Source organism: Allorhizocola rhizosphaerae (assembly GCF_003426775.1).
In the GTDB taxonomy this organism is placed as follows: domain Bacteria; phylum Actinomycetota; class Actinomycetes; order Mycobacteriales; family Micromonosporaceae; genus Allorhizocola; species Allorhizocola rhizosphaerae.
This window is the reverse complement of record NZ_QJUG01000158.1, coordinates 1-19683: the sequence shown is the minus strand read 5'-3', so window position 1 is coordinate 19683 and position 19683 is coordinate 1. Positions and strand designations below refer to the sequence as shown.

At 69.0% G+C, this 19683-nt stretch carries 23 protein-coding genes; 9 read left to right on the top strand and 14 right to left on the bottom strand.

The window, feature by feature from the left end; all coding sequences use genetic code 11:
- The 4 genes from DM816_RS28610 to DM816_RS28595 form a co-directional block, all read left to right on the top strand.
- Window positions 1–528: lyase family protein (locus DM816_RS28610; protein ID WP_246002344.1), on the top strand; the 528-nt coding region annotated here is incomplete at its 5' end.
- Window positions 525–1298: a 3-oxoadipate enol-lactonase gene (gene pcaD / locus DM816_RS28605; RefSeq protein WP_117213495.1), complete on the top strand. Its 774-nt coding sequence runs from the start codon at window positions 525–527 to the stop codon at window positions 1296–1298. The genes DM816_RS28610 and pcaD, both read left to right, overlap by 4 nt.
- Window positions 1288–1650, top strand: a complete 363-nt coding sequence (locus DM816_RS28600; RefSeq protein ID WP_246002343.1) for a carboxymuconolactone decarboxylase family protein — start codon at window positions 1288–1290, stop codon at window positions 1648–1650. Before pcaD ends, DM816_RS28600 begins: the two co-directional genes overlap by 11 nt.
- Entirely contained in the window at window positions 1647–2405 is a 759-nt protein-coding gene (locus DM816_RS28595) for an IclR family transcriptional regulator domain-containing protein (protein WP_117213493.1), read from the top strand. Before DM816_RS28600 ends, DM816_RS28595 begins: the two co-directional genes overlap by 4 nt.
- A 60-nt stretch (window positions 2406–2465) precedes the next feature.
- Here the strand turns inward: DM816_RS28595 and DM816_RS28590 are convergent, their stop codons facing one another.
- The 6 genes from DM816_RS28590 to DM816_RS28565 form a co-directional block, all read right to left on the bottom strand.
- Window positions 2466–3128 carry a response regulator gene (locus DM816_RS28590; RefSeq protein ID WP_117213492.1) on the bottom strand — a complete coding sequence of 221 codons (663 nt, stop codon included), beginning with the start codon at window positions 3126–3128 and terminating at the stop codon, window positions 2466–2468.
- On the bottom strand, window positions 3128–4366 hold the full coding sequence (locus DM816_RS28585) for a sensor histidine kinase (protein WP_117213491.1): 1239 nt from the start codon (window positions 4364–4366) through the stop codon (window positions 3128–3130). Before DM816_RS28585 ends, DM816_RS28590 begins: the two co-directional genes overlap by 1 nt.
- Window positions 4367–4531: 165 nt before the next feature.
- Window positions 4532–5527 (bottom strand): D-alanine--D-alanine ligase family protein, encoded by a 996-nt coding sequence (locus DM816_RS28580; protein ID WP_117213490.1) that lies wholly within the window; start codon window positions 5525–5527, stop codon window positions 4532–4534.
- A 26-nt stretch (window positions 5528–5553) separates the two neighbouring features.
- Window positions 5554–5805 carry an FtsX-like permease family protein gene (locus tag DM816_RS28575; RefSeq protein ID WP_117213489.1) on the bottom strand — a complete coding sequence of 84 codons (252 nt, stop codon included), beginning with the start codon at window positions 5803–5805 and terminating at the stop codon, window positions 5554–5556.
- Window positions 5806–5860: 55 nt separating this feature from the next.
- Window positions 5861–6976: an alanine racemase gene (gene alr, locus DM816_RS28570; RefSeq protein WP_117213488.1), complete on the bottom strand. Its 1116-nt coding sequence runs from the start codon at window positions 6974–6976 to the stop codon at window positions 5861–5863.
- Window positions 6973–7584 (bottom strand): M15 family metallopeptidase, encoded by a 612-nt coding sequence (locus tag DM816_RS28565; protein WP_117213487.1) that lies wholly within the window; start codon window positions 7582–7584, stop codon window positions 6973–6975. Before DM816_RS28565 ends, alr begins: the two co-directional genes overlap by 4 nt.
- A 127-nt stretch (window positions 7585–7711) precedes the next feature.
- Here DM816_RS28565 and DM816_RS28560 point away from each other — a divergent pair, with 127 nt between their 5' ends.
- Together DM816_RS28560 and DM816_RS28555 are read left to right on the top strand one after the other, a co-directional pair.
- A complete protein-coding gene (locus DM816_RS28560; protein ID WP_117213486.1) occupies window positions 7712–9031 on the top strand; it encodes a UDP-N-acetylmuramoyl-tripeptide--D-alanyl-D-alanine ligase in 1320 nt (439 codons plus the stop codon).
- Window positions 9032–9137: 106 nt separating this feature from the next.
- Window positions 9138–9476 (top strand): PadR family transcriptional regulator, encoded by a 339-nt coding sequence (locus DM816_RS28555; RefSeq protein ID WP_117213485.1) that lies wholly within the window; start codon window positions 9138–9140, stop codon window positions 9474–9476.
- Here the strand turns inward: DM816_RS28555 and DM816_RS28550 are convergent.
- Window positions 9473–10108, bottom strand: coding sequence for a hypothetical protein (locus tag DM816_RS28550; protein ID WP_162907931.1), 636 nt, complete (start codon window positions 10106–10108; stop codon window positions 9473–9475). The two genes, DM816_RS28555 and DM816_RS28550, sit on opposite strands and share 4 nt — an antisense overlap.
- An 82-nt stretch (window positions 10109–10190) precedes the next feature.
- Here DM816_RS28550 and DM816_RS28545 point away from each other — a divergent pair, with 82 nt between their 5' ends.
- A complete protein-coding gene (locus DM816_RS28545) occupies window positions 10191–10748 on the top strand; it encodes a DUF1772 domain-containing protein (RefSeq protein ID WP_162907930.1) in 558 nt (185 codons plus the stop codon).
- Here DM816_RS28545 and DM816_RS28540 read toward each other — a convergent pair.
- Window positions 10661–10930, bottom strand: a complete 270-nt coding sequence (locus DM816_RS28540) for a CPCC family cysteine-rich protein (RefSeq protein WP_117213482.1) — start codon at window positions 10928–10930, stop codon at window positions 10661–10663. The two genes, DM816_RS28545 and DM816_RS28540, sit on opposite strands and share 88 nt — an antisense overlap.
- A 49-nt stretch (window positions 10931–10979) precedes the next feature.
- Here DM816_RS28540 and DM816_RS28535 point away from each other — a divergent pair, with 49 nt between their 5' ends.
- On the top strand, window positions 10980–11522 hold the full coding sequence (locus DM816_RS28535; protein WP_117213481.1) for a mycothiol transferase: 543 nt from the start codon (window positions 10980–10982) through the stop codon (window positions 11520–11522).
- Here DM816_RS28535 and DM816_RS28530 read toward each other — a convergent pair.
- The 6 genes from DM816_RS28530 to DM816_RS28505 form a co-directional block, all read right to left on the bottom strand.
- Entirely contained in the window at window positions 11494–13206 is a 1713-nt protein-coding gene (locus tag DM816_RS28530) for a DUF2029 domain-containing protein (protein ID WP_117213480.1), read from the bottom strand. The genes DM816_RS28535 and DM816_RS28530 overlap by 29 nt on opposite strands.
- A 95-nt stretch (window positions 13207–13301) precedes the next feature.
- Window positions 13302–14177 carry an acyl-CoA dehydrogenase family protein gene (locus tag DM816_RS28525; RefSeq protein WP_211588892.1) on the bottom strand — a complete coding sequence of 292 codons (876 nt, stop codon included), beginning with the start codon at window positions 14175–14177 and terminating at the stop codon, window positions 13302–13304.
- Between the two features lie 192 nt (window positions 14178–14369).
- Entirely contained in the window at window positions 14370–15170 is an 801-nt protein-coding gene (locus DM816_RS28520) for an acyl-CoA dehydrogenase family protein (RefSeq protein ID WP_117213478.1), read from the bottom strand.
- On the bottom strand, window positions 15167–16222 hold the full coding sequence (locus tag DM816_RS28515) for an acyl-CoA dehydrogenase family protein (protein WP_117213477.1): 1056 nt from the start codon (window positions 16220–16222) through the stop codon (window positions 15167–15169). The genes DM816_RS28520 and DM816_RS28515 overlap by 4 nt, the downstream gene beginning before the upstream one ends.
- Window positions 16216–17046 (bottom strand): enoyl-CoA hydratase, encoded by an 831-nt coding sequence (locus DM816_RS28510; protein WP_117213476.1) that lies wholly within the window; start codon window positions 17044–17046, stop codon window positions 16216–16218. Before DM816_RS28510 ends, DM816_RS28515 begins: the two co-directional genes overlap by 7 nt.
- Window positions 17043–18506 (bottom strand): FadD3 family acyl-CoA ligase, encoded by a 1464-nt coding sequence (locus DM816_RS28505; protein ID WP_117213475.1) that lies wholly within the window; start codon window positions 18504–18506, stop codon window positions 17043–17045. The genes DM816_RS28510 and DM816_RS28505 overlap by 4 nt, the downstream gene beginning before the upstream one ends.
- A 102-nt stretch (window positions 18507–18608) precedes the next feature.
- Here DM816_RS28505 and DM816_RS28500 point away from each other — a divergent pair.
- Window positions 18609–19683 (top strand): acyl-CoA dehydrogenase family protein (locus tag DM816_RS28500; RefSeq protein WP_425455281.1); only part of this gene is annotated, 1075 nt, incomplete at its 3' end.

Genomic DNA, 19683 nt, shown 5'->3' with positions numbered 1-19683 from the left:
GGCGGCGCGGTCGGCACGCAACCCGCCGTGCCCGGCCTGGCCGCGCGGCTCGGCCTGGCCGAACCGGCGATGTCCTGGCACACCAACCGCGGCCGGGTGGGCGAGCTGGCCGCGGCGCTGGGCCTGGCGTGCGGCGCGGTCGGCAAGGTGGCCCGCGACGTGACGCTGCTGGCGCAGACCGAGGTGGGGGAGGTTCACGAGGCGAGCCCGGGGCGCTCGACGGCCATGCCGCACAAGCGCAACCCGGTCGCCTCGATCTGCGCGGTGGCGAGCGCGATGCAGTCGCCGGGGCTCGTTGCCACCGTGCTGAGCGCGATGGTGCAGGAGCATCAGCGCGCGGCCGGGGCCTGGCACGCGGAGTGGCGGCCCATGCGCGAGCTGCTGATCTCGACCGGATCGGCGGCGGCCTGGCTGCGCGCGTGCCTGACGGGGCTGCGCGTGAACCGCGACGCGATGGCGGCTAACCTGAGCGCCGGCGGCAGGGCCGAAAACGGGATCGAATTGTTCAGCATGCGGGGGAAGCGATGAAGACTGTCCACTTGCACTATTCGATCAGCGGGCGGCGGGATGGGCCCGCGCTCGTGCTCGGCGGCTCGCTCGGCACGACGGGCGCCATCTGGCAGCCGCAGGTGGAGGCGCTGGGCGAAGCGTTCCGCGTGATCCGCTACGACCATCGCGGGCATGGCGGCTCGCCCAGTGCGGGCGGTGGCCGGTACCAGATAGAGGATTTGGGTAAAGATCTCATCGCGCTGCTGGACGATTTGGAGATCACGAGCGCCCATCTCGCCGGGGTTTCACTGGGCGGCATGGTAGGCATGTGGGTCGCCGCACACGCCCCGACCCGGGTGCGCAAGCTGGCGCTGATCTGCACATCGGCCAGGCTCGGGCCGCCGGAGATGTGGGCCGAGCGGGCCTCGCTCGTGCGGGCCGGCGGCATGGCGGCGGTCGCCGACACCGTCCTGAGTAGATGGTTCACGCCCGAGTTCCATCGCCGCAGCCCCGCGGTGGCGGCGTGGGCACGCAACATCCTGATGTCCACGCGGCCGGAGGAGTACGCGGCCTGCTGCGCGGCCCTTGCGGAGATGAACCTGGAGCCGTTGCTGCCCAGCATCATCTGCCCCACGCTGGTGGTCGCCGGGGAGCAGGATCACGCGACGCCGCCCGAGCACGCTGTGCGGATCGCCGAGGAAATCCCTTTGGCCGAGTTGGAATTCCTCCCCGACGCGGCGCATCTGGCCAATGTTGAGCGGCCGAACGCGGTCAACAGCCTGCTCAAGGAGTTTCTCGGTGTCCAATGAAGGCGAGGCCACCAGGCGAGCGGTGCTCGGCGACGCACACGTCGACCGCGAGGTGCCCGAGTTCTCCGCGCCGTTCTACGAATATGTGACGGAGTCGGCGTGGGGTCGGGTGTGGTCTCGGCCGGGGCTCGACCGGCGGACGCGCTGCTGCCTCACCATCGCGTTGCTTGCCGCGATGCGGTGCGAGGAGGAGCTCGCGATGCATGTCGCGGCCGCAGTGCGCGCCGGGGTGACTCCCGCGGAGATCCAGGAGGTGCTGCTGCACACGACGGTCTACGCGGGCGCGCCCGCGGGCAACGCGGGCTTCGCGGTGGCCCACCGGGTGCTGGCCGAGTTGGGGTTGGTGCGGTGACGGAATTCGTGCAGTCGCTGGAACGCGGGCTGGCCGTCATCCGCGCGTTCGACTCGGCCCGGCCCGAGCTCACGCTGAGCGAGGTGGCCGCGACGAGCGGGATGACCCGCGCGGCCGCGCGGCGCTTCCTGCTGACGCTGGCCACTCTCGGATACGTGCGCAGCGACGGGCGCCGATTTTCGCTCACGCCACGGGTGTTGCAGCTCGGCTACGCCTACCTGTCCAGCCTGACCCTGCCCGAGGTGGCGCTGCCCCACCTGAAAACCTTGGCGGCGGAGGTCAACGAGTCATCGTCGGTGTCCGTTCTGGACGCCGACGATGTGGTCTATGTGGCGCGCGTGCCGACCCGGCGCATCATGACCGTCGCCATCAGCGTCGGGACGCGATTTCCCGCCTACGCGACGTCGATGGGCAGAATGCTGCTTGCCGGACTGTCCGAAGAGGATTTGCAACGGTACCTGGCAAGCGTGCGCCTGGAGCGCCTGACCTCACGGACCGTCGGCACGGTCGCGGCGCTGCGCGCGGAGGTGGCCCGCGCGAGGGCGCAGGGCTGGGCACTGGTCAACCAGGAGCTGGAGGAGGGCCTGCGCGCCGTGGCCGCACCGATCCGCGATCGCTCAGGGCATGTGGTCGCGGCCGTCAACGTCTCGGCGCACGCGAGCCGCACGTCGCTCGACACGATGCGCAAGGAGTTCCTGCCCCCACTGCTGGCCACCGCCAAACGCATCGAAGCCGACATGCGCGAGATCGCCTGACCGTTCGCCCACGCGCTCGACAACGGGCACCGGCGTCGTACCGCTTTGCGGTGGGATCGCTTAGACCAGGCCGTGTTCGTGGGCGAACACGACGATCTGGACCCGGTCGCGCAGCGCCAGCTTGCGCAGAATGGCACCAACATGGGTTTTGACCGTGGACTCGCCGGCGAACACGGCCCCGGCGATCTCCGCATTGGACAGACCGCGGGCCACGGCGGTGAACACCTCGCGTTCCTTGTCGGTGAGCCCGAGGAACGCCGCGGGTGGGGGAGCCGCGGTTTGGAACTGCTTGTCCAGCAAGGTGGCCAGGTCCTGCGGGGCGAGCACGGCGTTGCCGCTGTGGACGGTGCGGATCGCGTCGCGCAACATCAGCGGCGTGGTGTCCTTGAGCAGGAAGCCGCTGGCGCCGTGGCGAATCGCGGTCGCGGCCCGGTCGTCGAGATTGAAGGTGGTCAGCACGATCACGCGGACGGGCTTGGTCCGCCGGGCGACCCGCTCGGGTGCGAAGATCTGCCTGGACGCCTCGACGCCGTCCATCTGTGGCATCCGGATGTCCATCAGGACGACGTCAGGCCGCAACTCGTCGACCAGGCGGACCGCCTCCAGCCCGTCGCCGGCCGCACCGACCACGCGCATGCCGTCCTGCGCGTCGATGATGACTCGTACCCCTTCGCGGAAGAGCTCTTGATCATCGACGAGCAGCACGGTGATCTCGTCGCTCATCACGCGCCGCCCCGCACCGGCACGAACGCGGTCACGCTGAAGCTGATGCCGGCGGGTTGCTCGCGGCGGCGCACGTCAAGGTGGCCGCCGATCGCTTCGAGCCGGCGCCGCATACCGTCCAGGCCACGGCCGGCGCCGGCGTGATCCGAGGACTCGGTCATGTTGGTCACCTCGATGCGCAAGGTGTCGGTGAAGCCGCCGGCCGGTTGCGCCGCCGGCCAGTGCCGTTCGGCCACGATCGGGTGGTCCCGCCGGCCGTGCTTGATGGCGTTGGTGAGCATCTCCTGGAAAACGCGGTAGGCCACCGCCGCGGCCTCTGGTGGCAGCTGGCGCGGGGTGCCCAGCTCGGTGGCGACGATCTCGTGTCCGCTGCCGCGCACCCCGGCGATGAGACTGTCGAACCGGTCCGTATCACCGCGCACCATGGTCGTGTCCTGGGTCGAGGAGAGCACCTGCCGTACATCCTGCAGGGAGGAGCGCGCCGACGTGGCGATGGTCTGCAGGGTCTTCTTCAACTTCGCGGGTTCGTCCAGGTACTGGCCAGACTCCGCCTGTGCCAGGATCACCGCGAGCGAGTGGCCGACGACATCGTGGACGTCACGGGCCAGGCGCGTCTGCTGATCGCGCAGATGCGCGATTTCACGGGCATGCTCGGTCTCGCGCCAAGCCCCGGCGGCGGCCTCCTCCGCCGCCAGCATCGCCACCCGCGACGTGCTCGCCCGTTCGAGGAAGCGCATGACCAGCCCGGTCGGCCAGGGAGTGGCGACGATCAGCAACCCGATCAGCGACAGGGCCAGCCGCAGGGTCGGCTGCTCGCGCATGATGTCGCCCAGCTTCGATCCGCCCAGCAGCAGATGGAGGCTGATAATTCTGCGCTCATGCACGACGAACGCCACGACCACGGCCAGTGGCACGGAGAGCGCGCTTATCACCACGGTCGGCAGGCGGCCCCAGCGCGCGCCGCCGAAGAACACGGCGGTCAACGCGAACTCGATCAGCATGATCGGCGCACCGAACAGCACGTGGATCAGGCCCAGCGTCCACACCAGTCCGAGCGCTGCACCGGGCGCCCGGCGGCACATCCCCACCGCGACCGCGATCACCAGCGCCTGCGCGAAGCCGGCCAGGTGGCCGCCTGTCATCGCCCAGAACAGGACGGCCTCGGTGAAGCCGATCGCGAGCACCATGAGCGCCGCGATCGCCTCGGGCAACCATGGGCGCCAACCCGTTTCGCTCATCCGGTCATCCAGGTGGGTGGGGGAAGATTCTAACTCTGATCAGGCTGAGCCGTGCTTCCGGCGTGGGTGGGGCCGGAAGTGAGAGCCACCGCAAGGGAACCATCCGCAGGGCCCGACCTGCAAAGCAGGTGATGATCGCCACGCTGGTTTCGGTTGTCTCTCTGTTCAGGCGAAGCCGTGCTTCTGGCAGTGGTCGGGGCCGGGAATAAGAGCCGGCATCGCATCGCGTACCAGTAGATCGAGCAGAGCGTCGAAGGACACTCCCGTCGCGGCGAACATTCTGGGCACCTGCGACTGCGCGGTGAAGCCGGGCGTCGTGTTCACCTCGTTGAGGACCGGCCCGTGTTCGGCGAGGAAGAAGTCGACCCGAGCGATCCCGGCACAGCCCAACGCGTCGTACATCGTCACCGCCGCCTGCTCAAGCTGCGTGCGGGTCAACTCGTCCAGCGGGGCGGGGACGAGGAAGTCCGGCGCGCCGTCGTATTTGGCGGCATAGTCGAAGATCCCGCCATCGGGTACGACGATCTCCAGCGCCGGTGCCACGACACGCGATCCGTCAGGGCGGCCCAGCACCGCCAGATCGATCTCACGGCCGATCATGAGATCCTCTACGAGGATCCGGTCGTCGTAGGTGAACGCGGCGTCCAGGGCCGGGCCGAGCCCGGCCGCTTCGCGGAGAGCGCTGACCCCGCGGCTGGACCCGGCGGCGACGGGTTTGACCACGACCGGGTGGGTGAAGGTGTACGAGTGCGCGTTGGCACGGGTGAGCAACCGCGCGGGCACCGTGGCGATGCCGAGCGCGCCGGCGACGAGCTTGGTCGCCCACTTGTCCATCGCCAGCGCACTGGCGCCCAGCGGTGATCCCACCCACGGCACGTCGGCCAGGTCGCACAGCGCCGCCAGGGTTCCGTCCTCACCATGCGGACCGTGCAGCACCGGGAAAGCCACCGCGCAGGAACGCAGGACCTGAACCGCTCCTGCCAGACCGATCGGGCGGTCTTCCCGGTCGCGCCAGACGCCGTTGGGATCGATGGTGAGGCGCATGGCGTGGTAGCCCGCTCGTTCCAGGGCGTCGGCCACCGCGGCGGCCGAGGCGAGGGAGACTTCGTGTTCGCAGTTGCGGCCGCCGCCGATGACGGCGACGCGGGAGGTGGGGATCATGAGGCGCTCCTTCGGTATAGCCGATTTCAGTCGAGGGATAGTCCTGCGGCCGGAGTCACCCGGGCGGCCCGGCGTGCCGGTAGAACAGAGGAGAGCAGTCCGGCCAGGGCAGCGATGAGGACGACGAGGACGAGTTCCAGCCAGGGGATTCGCAAGGTGGCGTCGCTGAGAGCCCGCTTGACGAACGTCTCGCAGCCGACCCAGGCGAACCCGACGCCCAGCACGGTGCCCAGCAGGGTGGCCACCACTGACAACAGCATTGCCTCGACCGCCAGCATCCGCCGTGACGTACCTGCACGACGGTCTGACCCCGCGCGCCGACAACCGAGGGAGTCATAGTGTGGTCTTTCGGCGTAGCCGTGCGCTGAGTCCTGTGACGATCTCGTGTTCGAGGGTTTCGGCCCAGGTGGCCCATTCCGCTGTGGTCGGCTCGCCGCGGTCGCCCGGACCGAAGACGATTACGGGGTCACCGGGGGACAAGGGGGTGTCAGGCCCGAGATCGATGACGGTCATGTCCATGGAGATCCGTCCGGCCACCGGGCGGCGTGTGCCGGCCACCCAGACCTCGGCGCGACCGGAGGCCAGCTGGGGAAGGCCATCGGCGTAGCCGACCGGGATCAAGCCCAGCCGGGTCGCTCGCCTGGCCGTCCAGGTGTGCCCATAGCCCACCGAGGTGCCGGCCGGCACGCTGCGGATGGTCACCAGCGGGGCGGTCAGGGTCAGCGCGGGCCGCAGCCGTACCGTGCCCGACTCGTCGATGCCCACCAGGCCCGCGCCGATACGGCTCATGGTGTGGTGCGACAGCGGATCGCTGAGCGTGGCGGCCGTCGCGGCGAGGTGGTGATCGGCCGGGGACAGGCCCGCCGCCCTGGCCACCCGCAGACCCCAGACGAACAGGTCACGGCCCCGTGCATTGGCGGCATGGCCGGGCTGGTCGGCGCAGGGCAGGTGGCCCATGATGCCGACCACGCGCACCGACTCGCGAAGCTGCCAGGCGGCCCGGCACAGCCGATCCCATTGGGCGGGTTCGGCGCCGTCGCGCCCCATGCCGGTGTCCAGTTGCAGGTGGATCCGGGCGCCGGGGGCGGTACGGGCGATCGCGTGCAGGTGGTCCAGGCCGGGAACGCCGAGCTCGATGTCGAGCCTTACCGCCGCGGCGAAGTCGGCGCCGGGCGGGTTGAGCCAGCTCAGCACGCGCTGGGTCAGGCCGGCTTCGCGCAGCGGCCGGGCCTCGTCGATGCCGGTGACGCCGAAGCGGGTCGCGCCACCGGCGAGGGCGGCACGCGCGACGTCGATCTGGCCGTGGCCGAAGCCGTCGGCTTTGACCACCGCCATCAGCTCGCCCGCCGTACGAGATTTGATGGTGCGCACGTTGGCGGTGACAGCGCCGAGGTCGACCTCAAGGGTCGCCTGCTGAAGAGAATGCGGCCGCAACGCCAGCAGGCTCATAGGAGGACCGGGCCGTACAGGGCGGCACCGGCGCCGGTAGCCAATGCCCAGTAGCGGTCGCCATAGGAGTAGTGCCACCACTCGGTGGGATAGTTGACCAGCCCTTCCCGGCACAGCACCCGGGCGAGCAGGTCGCGGTTGGCCCGCGCCTCTCGGCTGATCCCGTCGGCGGCGAAGTAGCAGCGGCCGCCGGACTGCTCCGGCGTGGCGTCGATCGCGGTGCCCAGATCGAGTTCGTCGCCTCGCTCATCCGTCAGGGTCAGGTCCACGGCCGCGGCTGCCACATGCGGCGCCACCTCAAGCGGGGCGACGAAGCGGCTCGTGAGCACGCGAAGCTCGTGCTCCGGGATGCCGGGACGCTCGGCGAGGATCTCGGCCGAGTAGCGCTCGATGATCGCCTGTTGCCTGTGCGCGGGCCGGTAGCCCTCCACCACGCGCAGATGGATCCCCGTGGGCAGGGCCTCCCGCGCGTACTGCAGCCTGGTGGCCAACTCGCGGCGCACCAAGGCATTGCCGGGTCCAAAACCGGGATCGAGGGCGACAAGGGGCTCGTCGACATCGCGGACGGGCACGGCGGCCACCCGCGGATCGGACAGCAGGAGGGTCATGGCATTACGGTGACCGGCGCGGTGAGGCCGGTGCCTCCGTCTGAGGTGCCGATGATCGGTCCTCAGGACTGAGCCGCCGGACCCGAGGGAGGAGGCCGCCGGGCCACGACCCGCACAGGATCGAGCCATGATCCCGCTGAGTCTTGCCCAGATCGCCGCCGTCACCGGGGGCGCCGTGTGCGGTGATCCCACGCTCGTTGTCACCGGTCCCGCCTATCTGGACAGCCGCTCCCCGCACAGCGAGGGCCTGTTCGTGGCCATCGCCGGCGAGCGGGTCGACGGGCATTCCTTCGCCGGCCACGCCCACGCGGTCCTCGGCTCGCGTCCCACCTGCCGCCCGACCGTTGTCGTACCCGATCCGGTGGTGGCACTGGGCCGGCTGGCGCGGCATGTGGTCGCGGCGGTCGCGCCGACCGTGCTGGCGGTGACCGGATCGCATGGCAAGACCACCACCAAGGACTACCTCGCGGCCCTGCTGCCCGGCGCCGTGGCGACAAAGGGCAACCAGAACAACGAGCTCGGCGTCCCGCTTACGGCACTGCAACTCAAGGCAGAAAACGATTTTCTGGTACTGGAGATGGGCGCGCGGGGTGTCGGTCACCTGTCCTATCTGTGCGACATCGCGCGGCCCCGTGTCGGCGCGGTGCTGGGAGTCGGGTCGGCACATGTGGGCGAGTTCGGTTCGCTGGAATTGACCGCGGCCGCCAAAGGCGAGCTTCCCGCGGCACTGCCCGGTGACGGGGTCGCGGTCCTCAACGCCGACGACCCGCGGGTGGCTGCCATGCCGACGCCGGCGCGGGTGCTCACCTTCGGCGAGCGGGGGGACGTGACCTGGCGCGACGTTTGCCTTGACCGGCTTGCCCGGCCGTCGTTCTCGCTCGGTTACGCCGGTAGGTGGGAAACGGTACGCCTGCGGCAATCGGGCGCCCATCAGGTAATCAACGCTTGCGCCGCCGCAGCGGTGGCACTGGCGGTCGGCGAGCAACTGCCGGCGATCGCGCAGAGGCTCTCGACCGTCGAGAGCCCTTCGTCGATGCGGATGGCGGTGTCGCAACGAGACGATGGCCTGATCGTGATCGACGACACCTACAACGCCAACCCGGAGTCGATGCACGCCGCGCTGAAGGCTCTCGTGTCGATCGGAAGCGGGCGTGCCGGCCGGACGGTCGCAGTCCTTGGCGAGATGCGGGAGTTGGGCACGGCTTCCGCGCCGGCCCATGCCGAGGTCGGCACCTTCGCCCGAGTCCTCGGCGTAGACATCGTGTTGGCGGTGGGCGCGGCGGCACACCCGGCCGGCGGCGTCGGTGTCAGCGACATCCACTCGGCGCTGACCTGGCTGGCGGACCACCTGCGTCCGCACGACACCGTGCTGGTCAAAGCGTCCCGCGCCGCCGGGCTCGACGTCGTCGCCCGCGCGCTCAACCGGTCCGGCGCGTGGGCGCACTAGCCGGTGGCGGCACCTCCGAACCCTCGGCATCCACAATGGACTGTTCCCATTTGGGGCGGGCGTTTTGCGCCTCACCCGTCGGTGGCCGTATAGGTAAGCTGTCTACATGAAGGCGGACGCCGTGCGCGGGCATCTGGACGGGCTGATTCTCGCGGTCGTGGAGCGCGAGCCGTTGCACGGATACGCCATCATTGAGGCGCTTCGCGTCCGCAGCGGGGGCGAGCTCGACATGCCGACCGGCACGCTCTATCCGGCGCTGCGCCGCCTGGAGGCCGCGGGATATCTGCAAAGTGAATGGGGCACGGCGGGCGGGCGGGAGCGGCGCACCTATCGGTTGACCCAGGCCGGGCATAAACGCCTGAAAGAGGAGCGTCGCGGCTGGCGCAAGTTCGCCGGCGTCATCGAAGATGTGCTGCGACCGTCGCCTGCGACGCGTCCCGGCTAAGCGGCAGCAAGACACCGGCGGGCTGACCGGGCGACCGCGGCCATGGGGGAGACCAGGAAGATCAACGCCCATGGCAGGCCGGCCGGCGACCACAGCTGATCCCCATCCACACCAGCCATCATGGCCGAGCTCATGGCGACCAACCCGGCCGCGACCGTCAGCGTGAACACGCCGGTGATGCGGGCGACTTCCCTTCGTACACCGAAAAGACGAACCCCGATGCCGCAGGCGAGCAACGCCAGCAGCCCGCCGGTCATCGCCACGAATCCCAGGGTGTCGATGAAGCGATCGATCAGGGCTTGCGCGGCCGTGGGGTCCGATGCGGCGCCGCCCGGACGCAACGGGCCCCACACCAGAGGCTGTGCGGCGACGACCAACATCAGCCAAAGGGCTGTGCGGCGGGCCTGCACTCGGCTCAGTTCCGCCTGGAATCCGGCGGCCACGACCGGTATCTCGCCGAAGTCGGCCACGGCTCGCTCGCCTGCCGGCCTGGCCGCCACGCCACCGTCCATATAGGACTCCATGGCGTCGTGCAGGCTGTCGCGAGCCTCGGCGAGCAGATCCGCCTTGACGTGCCTTGGACCGCGTAGCACCCGGTCCAGCTCCGCCAGGTACTGCTCGATCGGGTCCATGCCTGCCAGTATGTCGCGACCGGCGAATCTAGGGGAAATCCCGGATCCATACATAAGCAGCCTACATGTAGCGTGCCTACTCATGAAGCCGAAAATAGGATTCGCACTTGTCTTGGCGTATCACTGGGTGCTGATGATTTTCCTCGGTGCCATCACGTTCGAAACGCTGATCCTCTATCCGAACATATTCCGGGACGCACCCGCCTCACTGGCGGCGGCCGTGGCGTTCATGAAGGTGGGACCGGCCGACTTCTTTCCGCCCGTGGGAATGCTCATGCTGGCTACCGGGATCGGTGCCTTGATCCTTTCTTGGCGGGTCAAGCACGTTCGCCGCTGGCTTCTGATCAGCGTCCTGATCATTTTCTTCGGCGAATTCCTGTTTTCGGCGTTGTTCTTCTGGCCCCGCAACACGATCATGTTTATCGAGGGGACGGCCGTCCACTCCGCGCAGACCCTCAGGCAGACAGCTCAAGAATTCGAAGCCCTGCATTGGGTCCGGCTCGGGCTATGCCTGCCGGCGTCCATCTTCTCGTTCATGGGGCTCCTCGGCTCTCATCGCCCCTCGGACCCGATATCTCGAAACCGTCCCTCGGACCCGACGTCTCGAAACCGCTCCTCGCAGGCGCCGAAGGCCGCGTAGTTGCGACGCGCCTGCGCAAGTGTCAGGCCGCCGTTCGCCGCACTGGGCCGGTCGAGGGCATCGCCGTCATCTTGCCAGAAGCAGACCGGGCAGATATAGCCGTCACCGCGCTCGGCAAACGTGCGGTGACGGCAACACAGACAGGCGGACGCCTTTTCCGCCGCCTTTCTTCTACCGCCCACACCCCCAATAGTCGCATCCCTGAGCCGGCCTCGGTGGATAGTAGAAGTCGTGGATGTGAGCGATCTGCTGACCGAGGCGTTTGACCGACTTCCCGACCTTGTCCGGTCCGCGGTGCACGGCCTGACCCCGGACGAGTTGCGCTGGGCCCCAGCGGAGGGCGCCAACTCGGTCGGCTGGCTCGTCTGGCACCTCACCCGGATCCAGGACGACCACGTCGCCGAGATCCTTGCGCAGGATCAGGTGTGGGTGCAGGACGGCTGGGCCGGCCGCTTCGGGCTCGACCCCGACCCGGCCAACACCGGATATGGTCACACGCCCAAGCAGGTCGCCGCGGTCCGGCCAGAGAGCGCGCAGGTGCTCGTCGAGTACTACAACGCGGTCGCCGCGCGCACCCGCGAGCTGCTGCTTGGCCTCACGGCCAAGGATCTGGACCGGGTCGTGGACGAGGCCTGGGATCCACCGGTGACGCTCGGTGTCCGGCTGGTCAGCGTGCTCAACGACGACGACCAGCACGTCGGCCAGGCCGCCTACGTGCGCGGTCTGGTCCGCCGCTCCCGCCGCGCTAAGGCTTCCAGAGGCCCGACTTCGTGAGGTCGCGGACGTCCCAGATGTAGACGCCGCCGACGAAGCGGCCCGGCCCGGCGAGGGCGTCGATGGTGGTGCGCAGCGGCTCGTGTGCGATGGGCAGCACGATGGCGTCGGCGCACCAATAGCGTAGGTCTTCGAGCAACTGCGCGCCTGCCTGTCCACTTGCGACAGCAGGTTTGCCGCTTCCGAGCACCCCCCGAAACATCCGCGTCGTGGGTCTCGGATCGGGCGCATACCAGCCCGCTTTGGCCGAGCCGACCGGGCCTACGAAATAACCCGCGACGTTGCGAAAGCCCATCCCCGCCGCGATCTGCCAGCGCATCGGCTCGCCGTACACGTTGTCGTGCGGCACTGCCGACACGATGGCCCGCCCCGGCGTGACGTACTCACGCCAGATGTCCTGCGCGAAAAACGGTGGCACGTCCGGGCGATCGGCAACCGGGAGCGGCCGCGGCATCAGCGGGAGGAGGGCCGCGGCCGTAACCGCAACGACCCATACCCGCGGCGCTCTCGACGCCTTCGCCAGGCCCAGCACCACCAGCACCGCGATGGCCGGGATCGCGATCATCGCCAGCCGGGTGGGCAGCATGGCGGAGAACAGCGGCAGCCCGGCCAGCGGGGTCCACGGCGTCGGCACGCCGGTGTCCACACCCGACAGTCGCACGCTCGGGCCGAGCGAGGCGAACAGCGCGACCCCCGCCGTGATTGCGCACGCCCTCGCGAGCACCGAATCACGCCACAGCCACACCGCCACCGCGCCCGCCGCGATCAGCAGGGTCCAGCCGAGGAAGGCGTTTTCCTCCGACGGATTGACGGCCAGCCACGTGGGCGTCTGCCGGTGCCCGCCCAGCGACTGCCCCGGCATCGCCGTCAATGCCGCGAGGTCGTTTCCCTGCCCCGCGACGCCGATGATGCCCCGATAACTTTGCGGGCCAAAGAATTGAAATTTTATCGGGTACGCCAAAAGCCCCCCGCCCACCACGCCGGCCACACCGATCCCGGCCACGAACGACCGCCACCGCCGCGCGAAAACGTCCGGCCGGAACGCGCAATAGGCCACCACAAAAACCGCGAGGCCCAACGCCGTCACGAGCATCGGCTCCTCCCCGATGAAGCACTGCGCCGCGACGAGCACACCCAACACCACCCCGTGGCGCAGCGGCCTGTGCAACCGCACGACCCGCCACACCACCAACGGGATCAGGAAGCCGGACACCCAGTTCAGGTGGCCGCCGTTGGCGTGCGAGACCATCGCGGGCCCGAACCCGCACAGCGCGCCGCCCAGCCCCGCCGCGATCCGGTGCGACCCCGCCACATGCCGCGAGAGCAGCCAGTACCACGCTGCCGCAGTCGCCGCCGGCCCGAACGCGAGCGCGGCCACAAACGACACTTCGGCCCCGGCGAGCAGCGTCACGGGCAGCAGCGGGACGGCGAGCCCGAGCACGGACGCGTTGGCCATCATGTTGATGCCCAGCGGCGAGTTGCCCAATGTCGAAAACAGAGGATCCTTCAGTTGCGTGAGGGCGTGCGCCGCGTGCGCCAGGAACCACTCCTCCTGGATCTGGTCCATGCCGCCGACGACCAATTGCACCTGGCCCGCGTTGCGGATCAGCGGACCGGCCAGATAGACCGCGCCCAGCAGATAGCACAGGACCACGCCCAGATCCCCGATGCGCCCCCATCGCATCGGATCACCCCCACAGCGCGGCAGCGCGTCGCGGGGGTGATGAAGGAGCCTGATTTTCGGAGCATCGCGGTGGAAATCGGCGCATTACGTCGAGACTAGTCGAGGCGCGCCGCCGCAAGCCGCTTCACGTGCGCGTCGGGCGTGCCGTACAGGTGCCACGAGCCGTGCGCACGCTTGAAGTATCGGTGCGCACTGTGCTCCCACGTGATGCCGATCCCGCCGTGCAGCTGGATCATCTCGCCCGCTACCCGCATCAGGGTCTCCGAGCACACGACCTTGGCCACCGACGGGTGGGCCTGCCCGGCGACGGCTGCCCGCGAGACGGCCCGTGCCGCCTCGACCGCCACGTGCAGGTCGGCCATGCGGTGCTGCAGCGCCTGGAACGCCCCGATCGGCCGCCCGAATTGGACTCGTGTTTTGGTGTATTCCACCGTGATTTCGAGCGCCCGCGCCGCCGCGCCCACCTGTTCGGCGCTGAGCAGCACACACGCGATCTCCCGCAGTCGCCCCGCGTTTGCGGAGCCGATCGGCCGGGTGAGGTCCGGCTCGACGACCCCGAGCGCGCGGCTCTCGTCGAGCGCGGTGCACGACCGTGTCACCGTCGCCTCGTAGAGCCGCCCGTTATGCGAAGCAACGACCACATCCGCACCGGGAGCGTCCAACGTGTAAGGCTCACCGTCGAGAGCCAGCGCGGCCGTCACGCTCCCGTCGGCGATCCGCTTGAGCCAACGCGTGTCGCCCGCCTGCAGGAGCGCCTGGCTCGCGAGCGTCGTGCCGTGCAGTCGGTGCGGGGTCAGATCGCGGCCCAGCTCCTCGAGCACCGCATGCACCTCGGGCAATCCGGCTCCCGCGCCGCCGTGCTCCTCCGGGATGGCCAGCCCGGTCACACCGACCTCTGCGCACAGCTTCTCCCACGCTTGGCCCGGATGCCGCCGGAGCACCGCGCGCACCGTATCGCGAAGTTCGTTCAACGCCGTCCCTCCGCTTCGCTCCAGAGCACATGCCCTCTGATTCGCCCGGGCGAGCCCTCGCCACCATGGCGTCCCTGCGCTTCGCTACGCGGCAAATGCCCCTCGATTCGCTCGGGCAAGCCCTCACTCATAGGCGTCCCTCAACTGCACTGCGCGGCGCATGCCCCTCGACTCGCTCGGGCGAGCTCTCGCTCATGGCAGAGACTCCAGGATGCGTGCCCGGTGCTCCGAGCGCGTGCCCCAGGCTGGGATCAGCGCGGTCGTCTTGTTCAGCCAGCGGCTCAGGCGGTACTCCATGGTGAATCCAATGGCACCATGGACCTGCAGGGCGGCGCGGGCGGCGAGTTGCGCGGCGTCGGCGCATCTGACCTTGGCGGCGGAGATGTCGCGCGGGGCGAGCGTTTCGGCGGCCGCGTGCACGAGCGGGCGGGCAAAGCTGACCGCAAGATGAGCGTCGGCCAGGCGATGCTTCACGGCCTGAAACGAGCCAATCTCGCATCCAAATTGGACCCGCGTTTTGGCATAGTCGACTGCCATCTCGACCATCGCACGACCCAACCCGAGCAGTTGTGCCGCACACAGCAGCGCACCAAGGTCGAGCGCGGCCTGAGCATCCACATCAGACCGAAGAAGTTCCCTGCGCTGCAACGCGAAAAGCCGACGCGTCTCGTCCACCGACTCGATGCGATCGCCCGGCACGGCGAGCCACAGCTCGTTTCCGTCGAGCGCGAGCACCAGCTCGGCCTCGTCGGCGTCGAGCGCATAGGTCGTGCCTATGGTCGCGCTGCGGCCGTCGAGCGCGACAAGTGAAGCCGCCACAACGGTTTCGACCACCGGTCCGGGAACGGCATGGTGGCCCAGCTCCTCGAACGCGACCACCGCCGTCGCGGCGTCCAATTCGAACACTCCCATCCCGGCCAGCTTCTCCCACGAATAGGAGTGCTCCAGCATGTCGTGCAGGGCCTCGGCGAACAGCCGCTGTTCGGAGTTCATCGCGGCAGCCCCAGGATGCGCTCGGCGATCAGGTTGCGCTGTATCTCGTTGGTCCCCGCATAGATCGGCCCGGCGAGCGCGAAAATGTGCCCATCGCTCCACCGCCCGCGCATCTGAGCCGAAGGGCCCAGCAGTTCCAGCGCGGCCTCGTGGATGCGAACATCCAATTCGGACCAGAACACCTTGCCCAGGCTGGCCTCCACGCCCTGGGAGGTCGTGTGCAGGCGATAGGCCTGAGCGTCGATCCACGCGTCGACGACCCGGTCGCGCAGCGCCGGATCGGGGCGTTCCTTCCACAGCCGCACGAGCCGGTCCGCCGCCGCGAGGAACCGTCCCGGGCTGCGCAGCGACACGCCACGCTCGTGGCCGGCGGTGCTCATCGCGACCCGCCAGCCCTCGCCCTCGCCGCCGATCACATCCTCGTCGGGCACGAACACGTCGTCGAGGAAGATCTCGGCGAACCCGGCCTCGCCGTTGAGCTGCCGGATCGGCCGGACCGTGACACCCGGCGCGTGCAGGTCGAACATGAGATAGGTCAGCCCGCGGTGCCGGTCGGGCCCGCTGCGGAACAGCCCGAAGGCCCGGTCGGCAAGCGCGGCCCGCGAGCTCCACGTTTTCTGCCCGTTGAGCACCCAGCCACCGTCGGCCCGTGTCGCGGTCGACCGGATCGCGGCCAGGTCGCTTCCCGCCGACGGCTCCGACCACGCCTGCGCCCACACCACCTCAGCGTTGGCCATGCGCGGCAGGATGCGATCACGCTGTGCCTGTGTGCCATGCGCGAAAAGCGTTGGCGCCAACAGGAAAAGCCCGTTCTGGTTGACCCGCACGGGCGCGTCGGCGGCCCAGTATTCCTCTTCGAACTCCAGCCAGTCCTGTAGCGACGCGTCGCGCCCGCCATATTCCGACGGCCACGTCACGACGCTGAGCCGTGCCTCGAACAGTCGTTGCTCCCATTCACGATGCGCGGCGAATCCCTCGGGAGTGTCCACCGAGGGCAGCCGCGTTCCGTTGACCCGCAACCACTCTCGTGCTTCGGCGCGCAAGTTCACGATGCCGCCTTCATCGAGCGAGCGTCCATGCCCGCGAGCGAGTCGGTTGTCGTGGCGTCGTTGTGTGCGTGCGCCAGGTGGTGCAACCCGAAGACGGTGTCCATTCCGGACCGCATGCCCATCTGGTCCTCACACAGGTTCACGGCCCGCTTCGCCAGCGCCAGCCCGAAGCGCGGCATCTTGGCAATCCGCTCGGCGAGCTCGAAGCCGGCGTCCTGCAGAGAAGGCCGCGGCACGACCCGACTCACCATGCCCACCTCGTAGGCCCGCTGCGCGGTGAACCGATCCCCGGTGAACAACATCTCCTTGGCGAAGCGCGGTCCGACCATCCACGGGTGGGCGAAGTATTCCACCCCCGGTATGCCCATGCGCAGCACGGGATCGGAGAAGAAGGCGTCTTCGGACGCGACGATCAGATCGCAGATCCAGGCGAGCATGAGCCCGCCCGCGATGCACGCGCCCTGCACCATCGCGATCGTCGGTTTAGGAATCTCGCGCCACCGGCGGCACATCCCGAGATAGACCTCCATCTCGCGGGCGTAGCGCAGGTCGGCGCCCTCCTTGCCCACGTGGTCCCACCACAGCACGGCCTTGCGATCGAACGACTGGTCCACGTCGCGCTCGGGCGTGCCGATGTCGTGGCCCGCCGAGAAGTGGTCGCCCGCGCCCGCGAGCACGATGACCGACACGGCGTCATCGCTGACAGCCTGATAGAACGCGCGGTCCAGTGCATAGGTCATCGCCGAGTTTTGGGCATTGCGATACTCCGGGCGGTTCATCGTGATGACCGCAATCGGGCCGCGTGTCTGGTACTCGACCACCGTCATGCGGACTCCTCCTCTCGCAGGACGCGCTTCAGCGGCTTCCCGGACGCGTTGCGCGGCAGCGTGGCACGGAACTCGACGTGCCGCGGCACCTTGTAGTTGGCAAGGCTGCGCTTGCAGTGTGCGGCAACGTCCTCAGTGGACAGTTGGTGCCCCGGGCGCGGCACGACGAACGCCTTGCCCACCTCGCCCAGGCGCTCGTCGGGCACGCCGATGACGACCGATTCGGCCACGCCATCGAGGCGCGCTATCACCTGTTCGACCTCCGCCGGGTACACATTGAAACCGCCACAGATATACATGTCCTTCAGGCGATCGGTGATGCTCAGGTTGCCGGCCTCGTCGAGCCGCCCCACGTCGCCCGTGTGCAGCCAGCCGTCGGCGTCGATGGCCTGCTCTGTCGCGATTGGATCGTCCAAATAGCCCAGCATGACGTTCGGTCCGCGCAGCAGGATTTCGTCGTGTTCGCCGAGCCGGACCTCAAACCCCGCCGCCGGGCGCCCGCTCGTCTGCGCGATGGTCTCGACGCTGTCGCCCGGCCGGCACATGGTCGCGACCACCGCCTCGGTCAGCCCATAGGCGGTCAGCACGGTGTCGAAGCCCAAACCTTCGCGCATCCGTTCAATCAGGACGGACGGGACGGTCGCGGCGCCGGTCACCGCGAGCCGCAGGCTCGAAAGGTCATGGCCCCCACCGGAATCGAGCATCGTCTGGTAAATCGTCGGCGGCCCGGGAAGCACGGTGATGCGCTCCTTCTCGACCAGCCGCATGGCCTCGCCCACGTCGAAAACCTTCTGTGGCACCATCGTCGCGCCCGACACCAGGCAGGCGAGGATGCCCGCCTTGTAGCCGAAGGAATGAAAGAACGGATTGATTATCAGGTACCGATCTGAGCTCACGAGCCCCGCGATGGCAGCCCACGCACCGGCGACACCGAGCGCCTGGCGGTGTGCGCTCATGGCACCCTTGCTCCGCCCGGTCGTCCCCGACGTGAACAGGATGTCGCTCACCTCGTCGGGGCTCACGTCTTCAACGTCCACCGGGCCTTGAATCACTTCATCCCACTGATCGGGGATCGTCAGCGTGATCGGCGGCGTGCGCTCCAGCGACGCGAGCCGGTCCACACCGAGAAACCCGCCCGTCACGACCAACGCCTTGGCGCGCGCCCGGTCGAGGATGTCCTGCGCCTCCGGCCCGGTGAAGCGCGTGTTGATGGGCACGAGCGTGCCGCCGCACCAGTGCGTGGCGAGCGCGACGATCACCCACTGGTACGTGTTGGGCGCCCACAGCGCGAGCCGGTCGCCCTTGGCGAAGCCCAGCGCCCGCAGCCCGCCCGCGACCCGCCGCACGCTGTCATGCAACTGCGCGTAGGTCAGGCGCGGCCCATCCGGGTCGGCGATCGCCTCGTGCTCGCCGAACAACTCCGCCGCACGGGCAAGCGCGCCTGGAACGGTTCTCTCCATGCGCACCCCTTCCGACTGTCATTACAGGCAGCGGCTGAACAGAGTCACAAACAAGCACTTGCTTGGTACGCTGAGCCTACGCGCGACCGTCAGGAGACACCAGTGGACATCCGCCACGAAATCCGGCAGTGGCTCGCCGAGCACCTGCCCGGCTCGATCGGCACGCTCGACGAGCGCCTGCAGTGGGAGCGCACGCTCGCCGACGGCGGGTGGAACTGCGTCGGCTGGCCGGTCGAATACGGTGGGCGCGGCCTGACCCTCGAACAGCAGATGGCGGTACACGAGGAATATGCCCTTTCCGGGGCTCCGCCACGGATCGCGGTGGTGGGGGAGGAGCTGCTCGGCCCGACCCTGATGGCGTTCGGCACCGAGGCGCAGCGGGCACGCTTCCTGCCGCGCATCAGATCCGGGGAGGAGCAGTGGTGCCAAGGCTATTCCGAGCCCGGTGCCGGTTCCGATCTGGCCAACGTCTCCACCGGTGCCACCCTCGACGGGGATCGCTGGCTCATCAACGGCCAGAAGATCTGGACCTCCTGGGCGCACATCTCCGACTGGGCCTTCGTACTCGCGCGCACCACGCCCGGCTCCCACCGCCACACCGGACTGTCCTATCTGCTCGTCCCCATGCGCCAGCCGGGCGTGACCGTCCGCCCGATCCGGCAACTGACCGGGACCTCCGAGTTCAACGAGGTCTTCTTCGACAACGCGACCACCGAGCCCGACCTCGTCGTCGGGTCGGTCGGCGACGGCTGGAAGGTGGCCATGGCCACGCTCGGTTTCGAGCGAGGCGTCGCGATGCTGGGCCATCAGGTCCGTTTCCGCCGCGAGCTCGACGGCATCATCGCGCTGGCCCGCGCCAACGGCACGATCGACGACCCGCTCATCCGCGACCGGCTGACCCGCGCGTGGATCGGCCTGGAAACCATGCGCGCCTACACCCTGACCGGTGACTCCCAACCATCCGTCGCCAAACTCCTCTGGGGCTCATGGCACCGCGGCCTGGGCGAACTCGCGATGGACGTGATCGGCGCGTCATCCACCACGGTCGACGGTGACGCGCTGTCGGAGTGGCAACACCTCTACCTGTTCTCCCGCGCCGAAACCATCTACGGCGGCTCGGACGAGATCCAACGCAACATCATCGCCCACCGCCACCTCTCCCTCCCCAGACCCTCTT

Bases quoted from the DNA above. Each gene is read 5' to 3' on its own strand.
- DM816_RS28545 (WP_162907930.1), top strand. From the start codon at position 10,191: ATGAAGCCGAAAATAGGATTCGCACTTGTCTTGGCGTATCACTGGGTG.
- DM816_RS28560 (WP_117213486.1), top strand. From the start codon at position 7,712: ATGATCCCGCTGAGTCTTGCCCAGATCGCCGCCGTCACCGGGGGCGCC.
- DM816_RS28590 (WP_117213492.1), bottom strand. From the start codon at position 3,128: ATGAGCGACGAGATCACCGTGCTGCTCGTCGATGATCAAGAGCTCTTC.
- DM816_RS28585 (WP_117213491.1), bottom strand. From the start codon at position 4,366: ATGAGCGAAACGGGTTGGCGCCCATGGTTGCCCGAGGCGATCGCGGCG.
- DM816_RS28575 (WP_117213489.1), bottom strand. From the start codon at position 5,805: ATGCTGGCGGTCGAGGCAATGCTGTTGTCAGTGGTGGCCACCCTGCTG.
- DM816_RS28555 (WP_117213485.1), top strand. From the start codon at position 9,138: ATGAAGGCGGACGCCGTGCGCGGGCATCTGGACGGGCTGATTCTCGCG.
- DM816_RS28505 (WP_117213475.1), bottom strand. From the start codon at position 18,506: ATGGAGAGAACCGTTCCAGGCGCGCTTGCCCGTGCGGCGGAGTTGTTC.
- DM816_RS28520 (WP_117213478.1), bottom strand. From the start codon at position 15,170: ATGAACTCCGAACAGCGGCTGTTCGCCGAGGCCCTGCACGACATGCTG.
- DM816_RS28510 (WP_117213476.1), bottom strand. From the start codon at position 17,046: ATGACGGTGGTCGAGTACCAGACACGCGGCCCGATTGCGGTCATCACG.
- pcaD (WP_117213495.1), top strand. From the start codon at position 525: ATGAAGACTGTCCACTTGCACTATTCGATCAGCGGGCGGCGGGATGGG.
- DM816_RS28530 (WP_117213480.1), bottom strand. From the start codon at position 13,206: ATGCGATGGGGGCGCATCGGGGATCTGGGCGTGGTCCTGTGCTATCTG.
- DM816_RS28550 (WP_162907931.1), bottom strand. From the start codon at position 10,108: ATGGACCCGATCGAGCAGTACCTGGCGGAGCTGGACCGGGTGCTACGC.
- DM816_RS28565 (WP_117213487.1), bottom strand. From the start codon at position 7,584: ATGACCCTCCTGCTGTCCGATCCGCGGGTGGCCGCCGTGCCCGTCCGC.
- DM816_RS28580 (WP_117213490.1), bottom strand. From the start codon at position 5,527: ATGATCCCCACCTCCCGCGTCGCCGTCATCGGCGGCGGCCGCAACTGC.
- alr (WP_117213488.1), bottom strand. From the start codon at position 6,976: ATGAGCCTGCTGGCGTTGCGGCCGCATTCTCTTCAGCAGGCGACCCTT.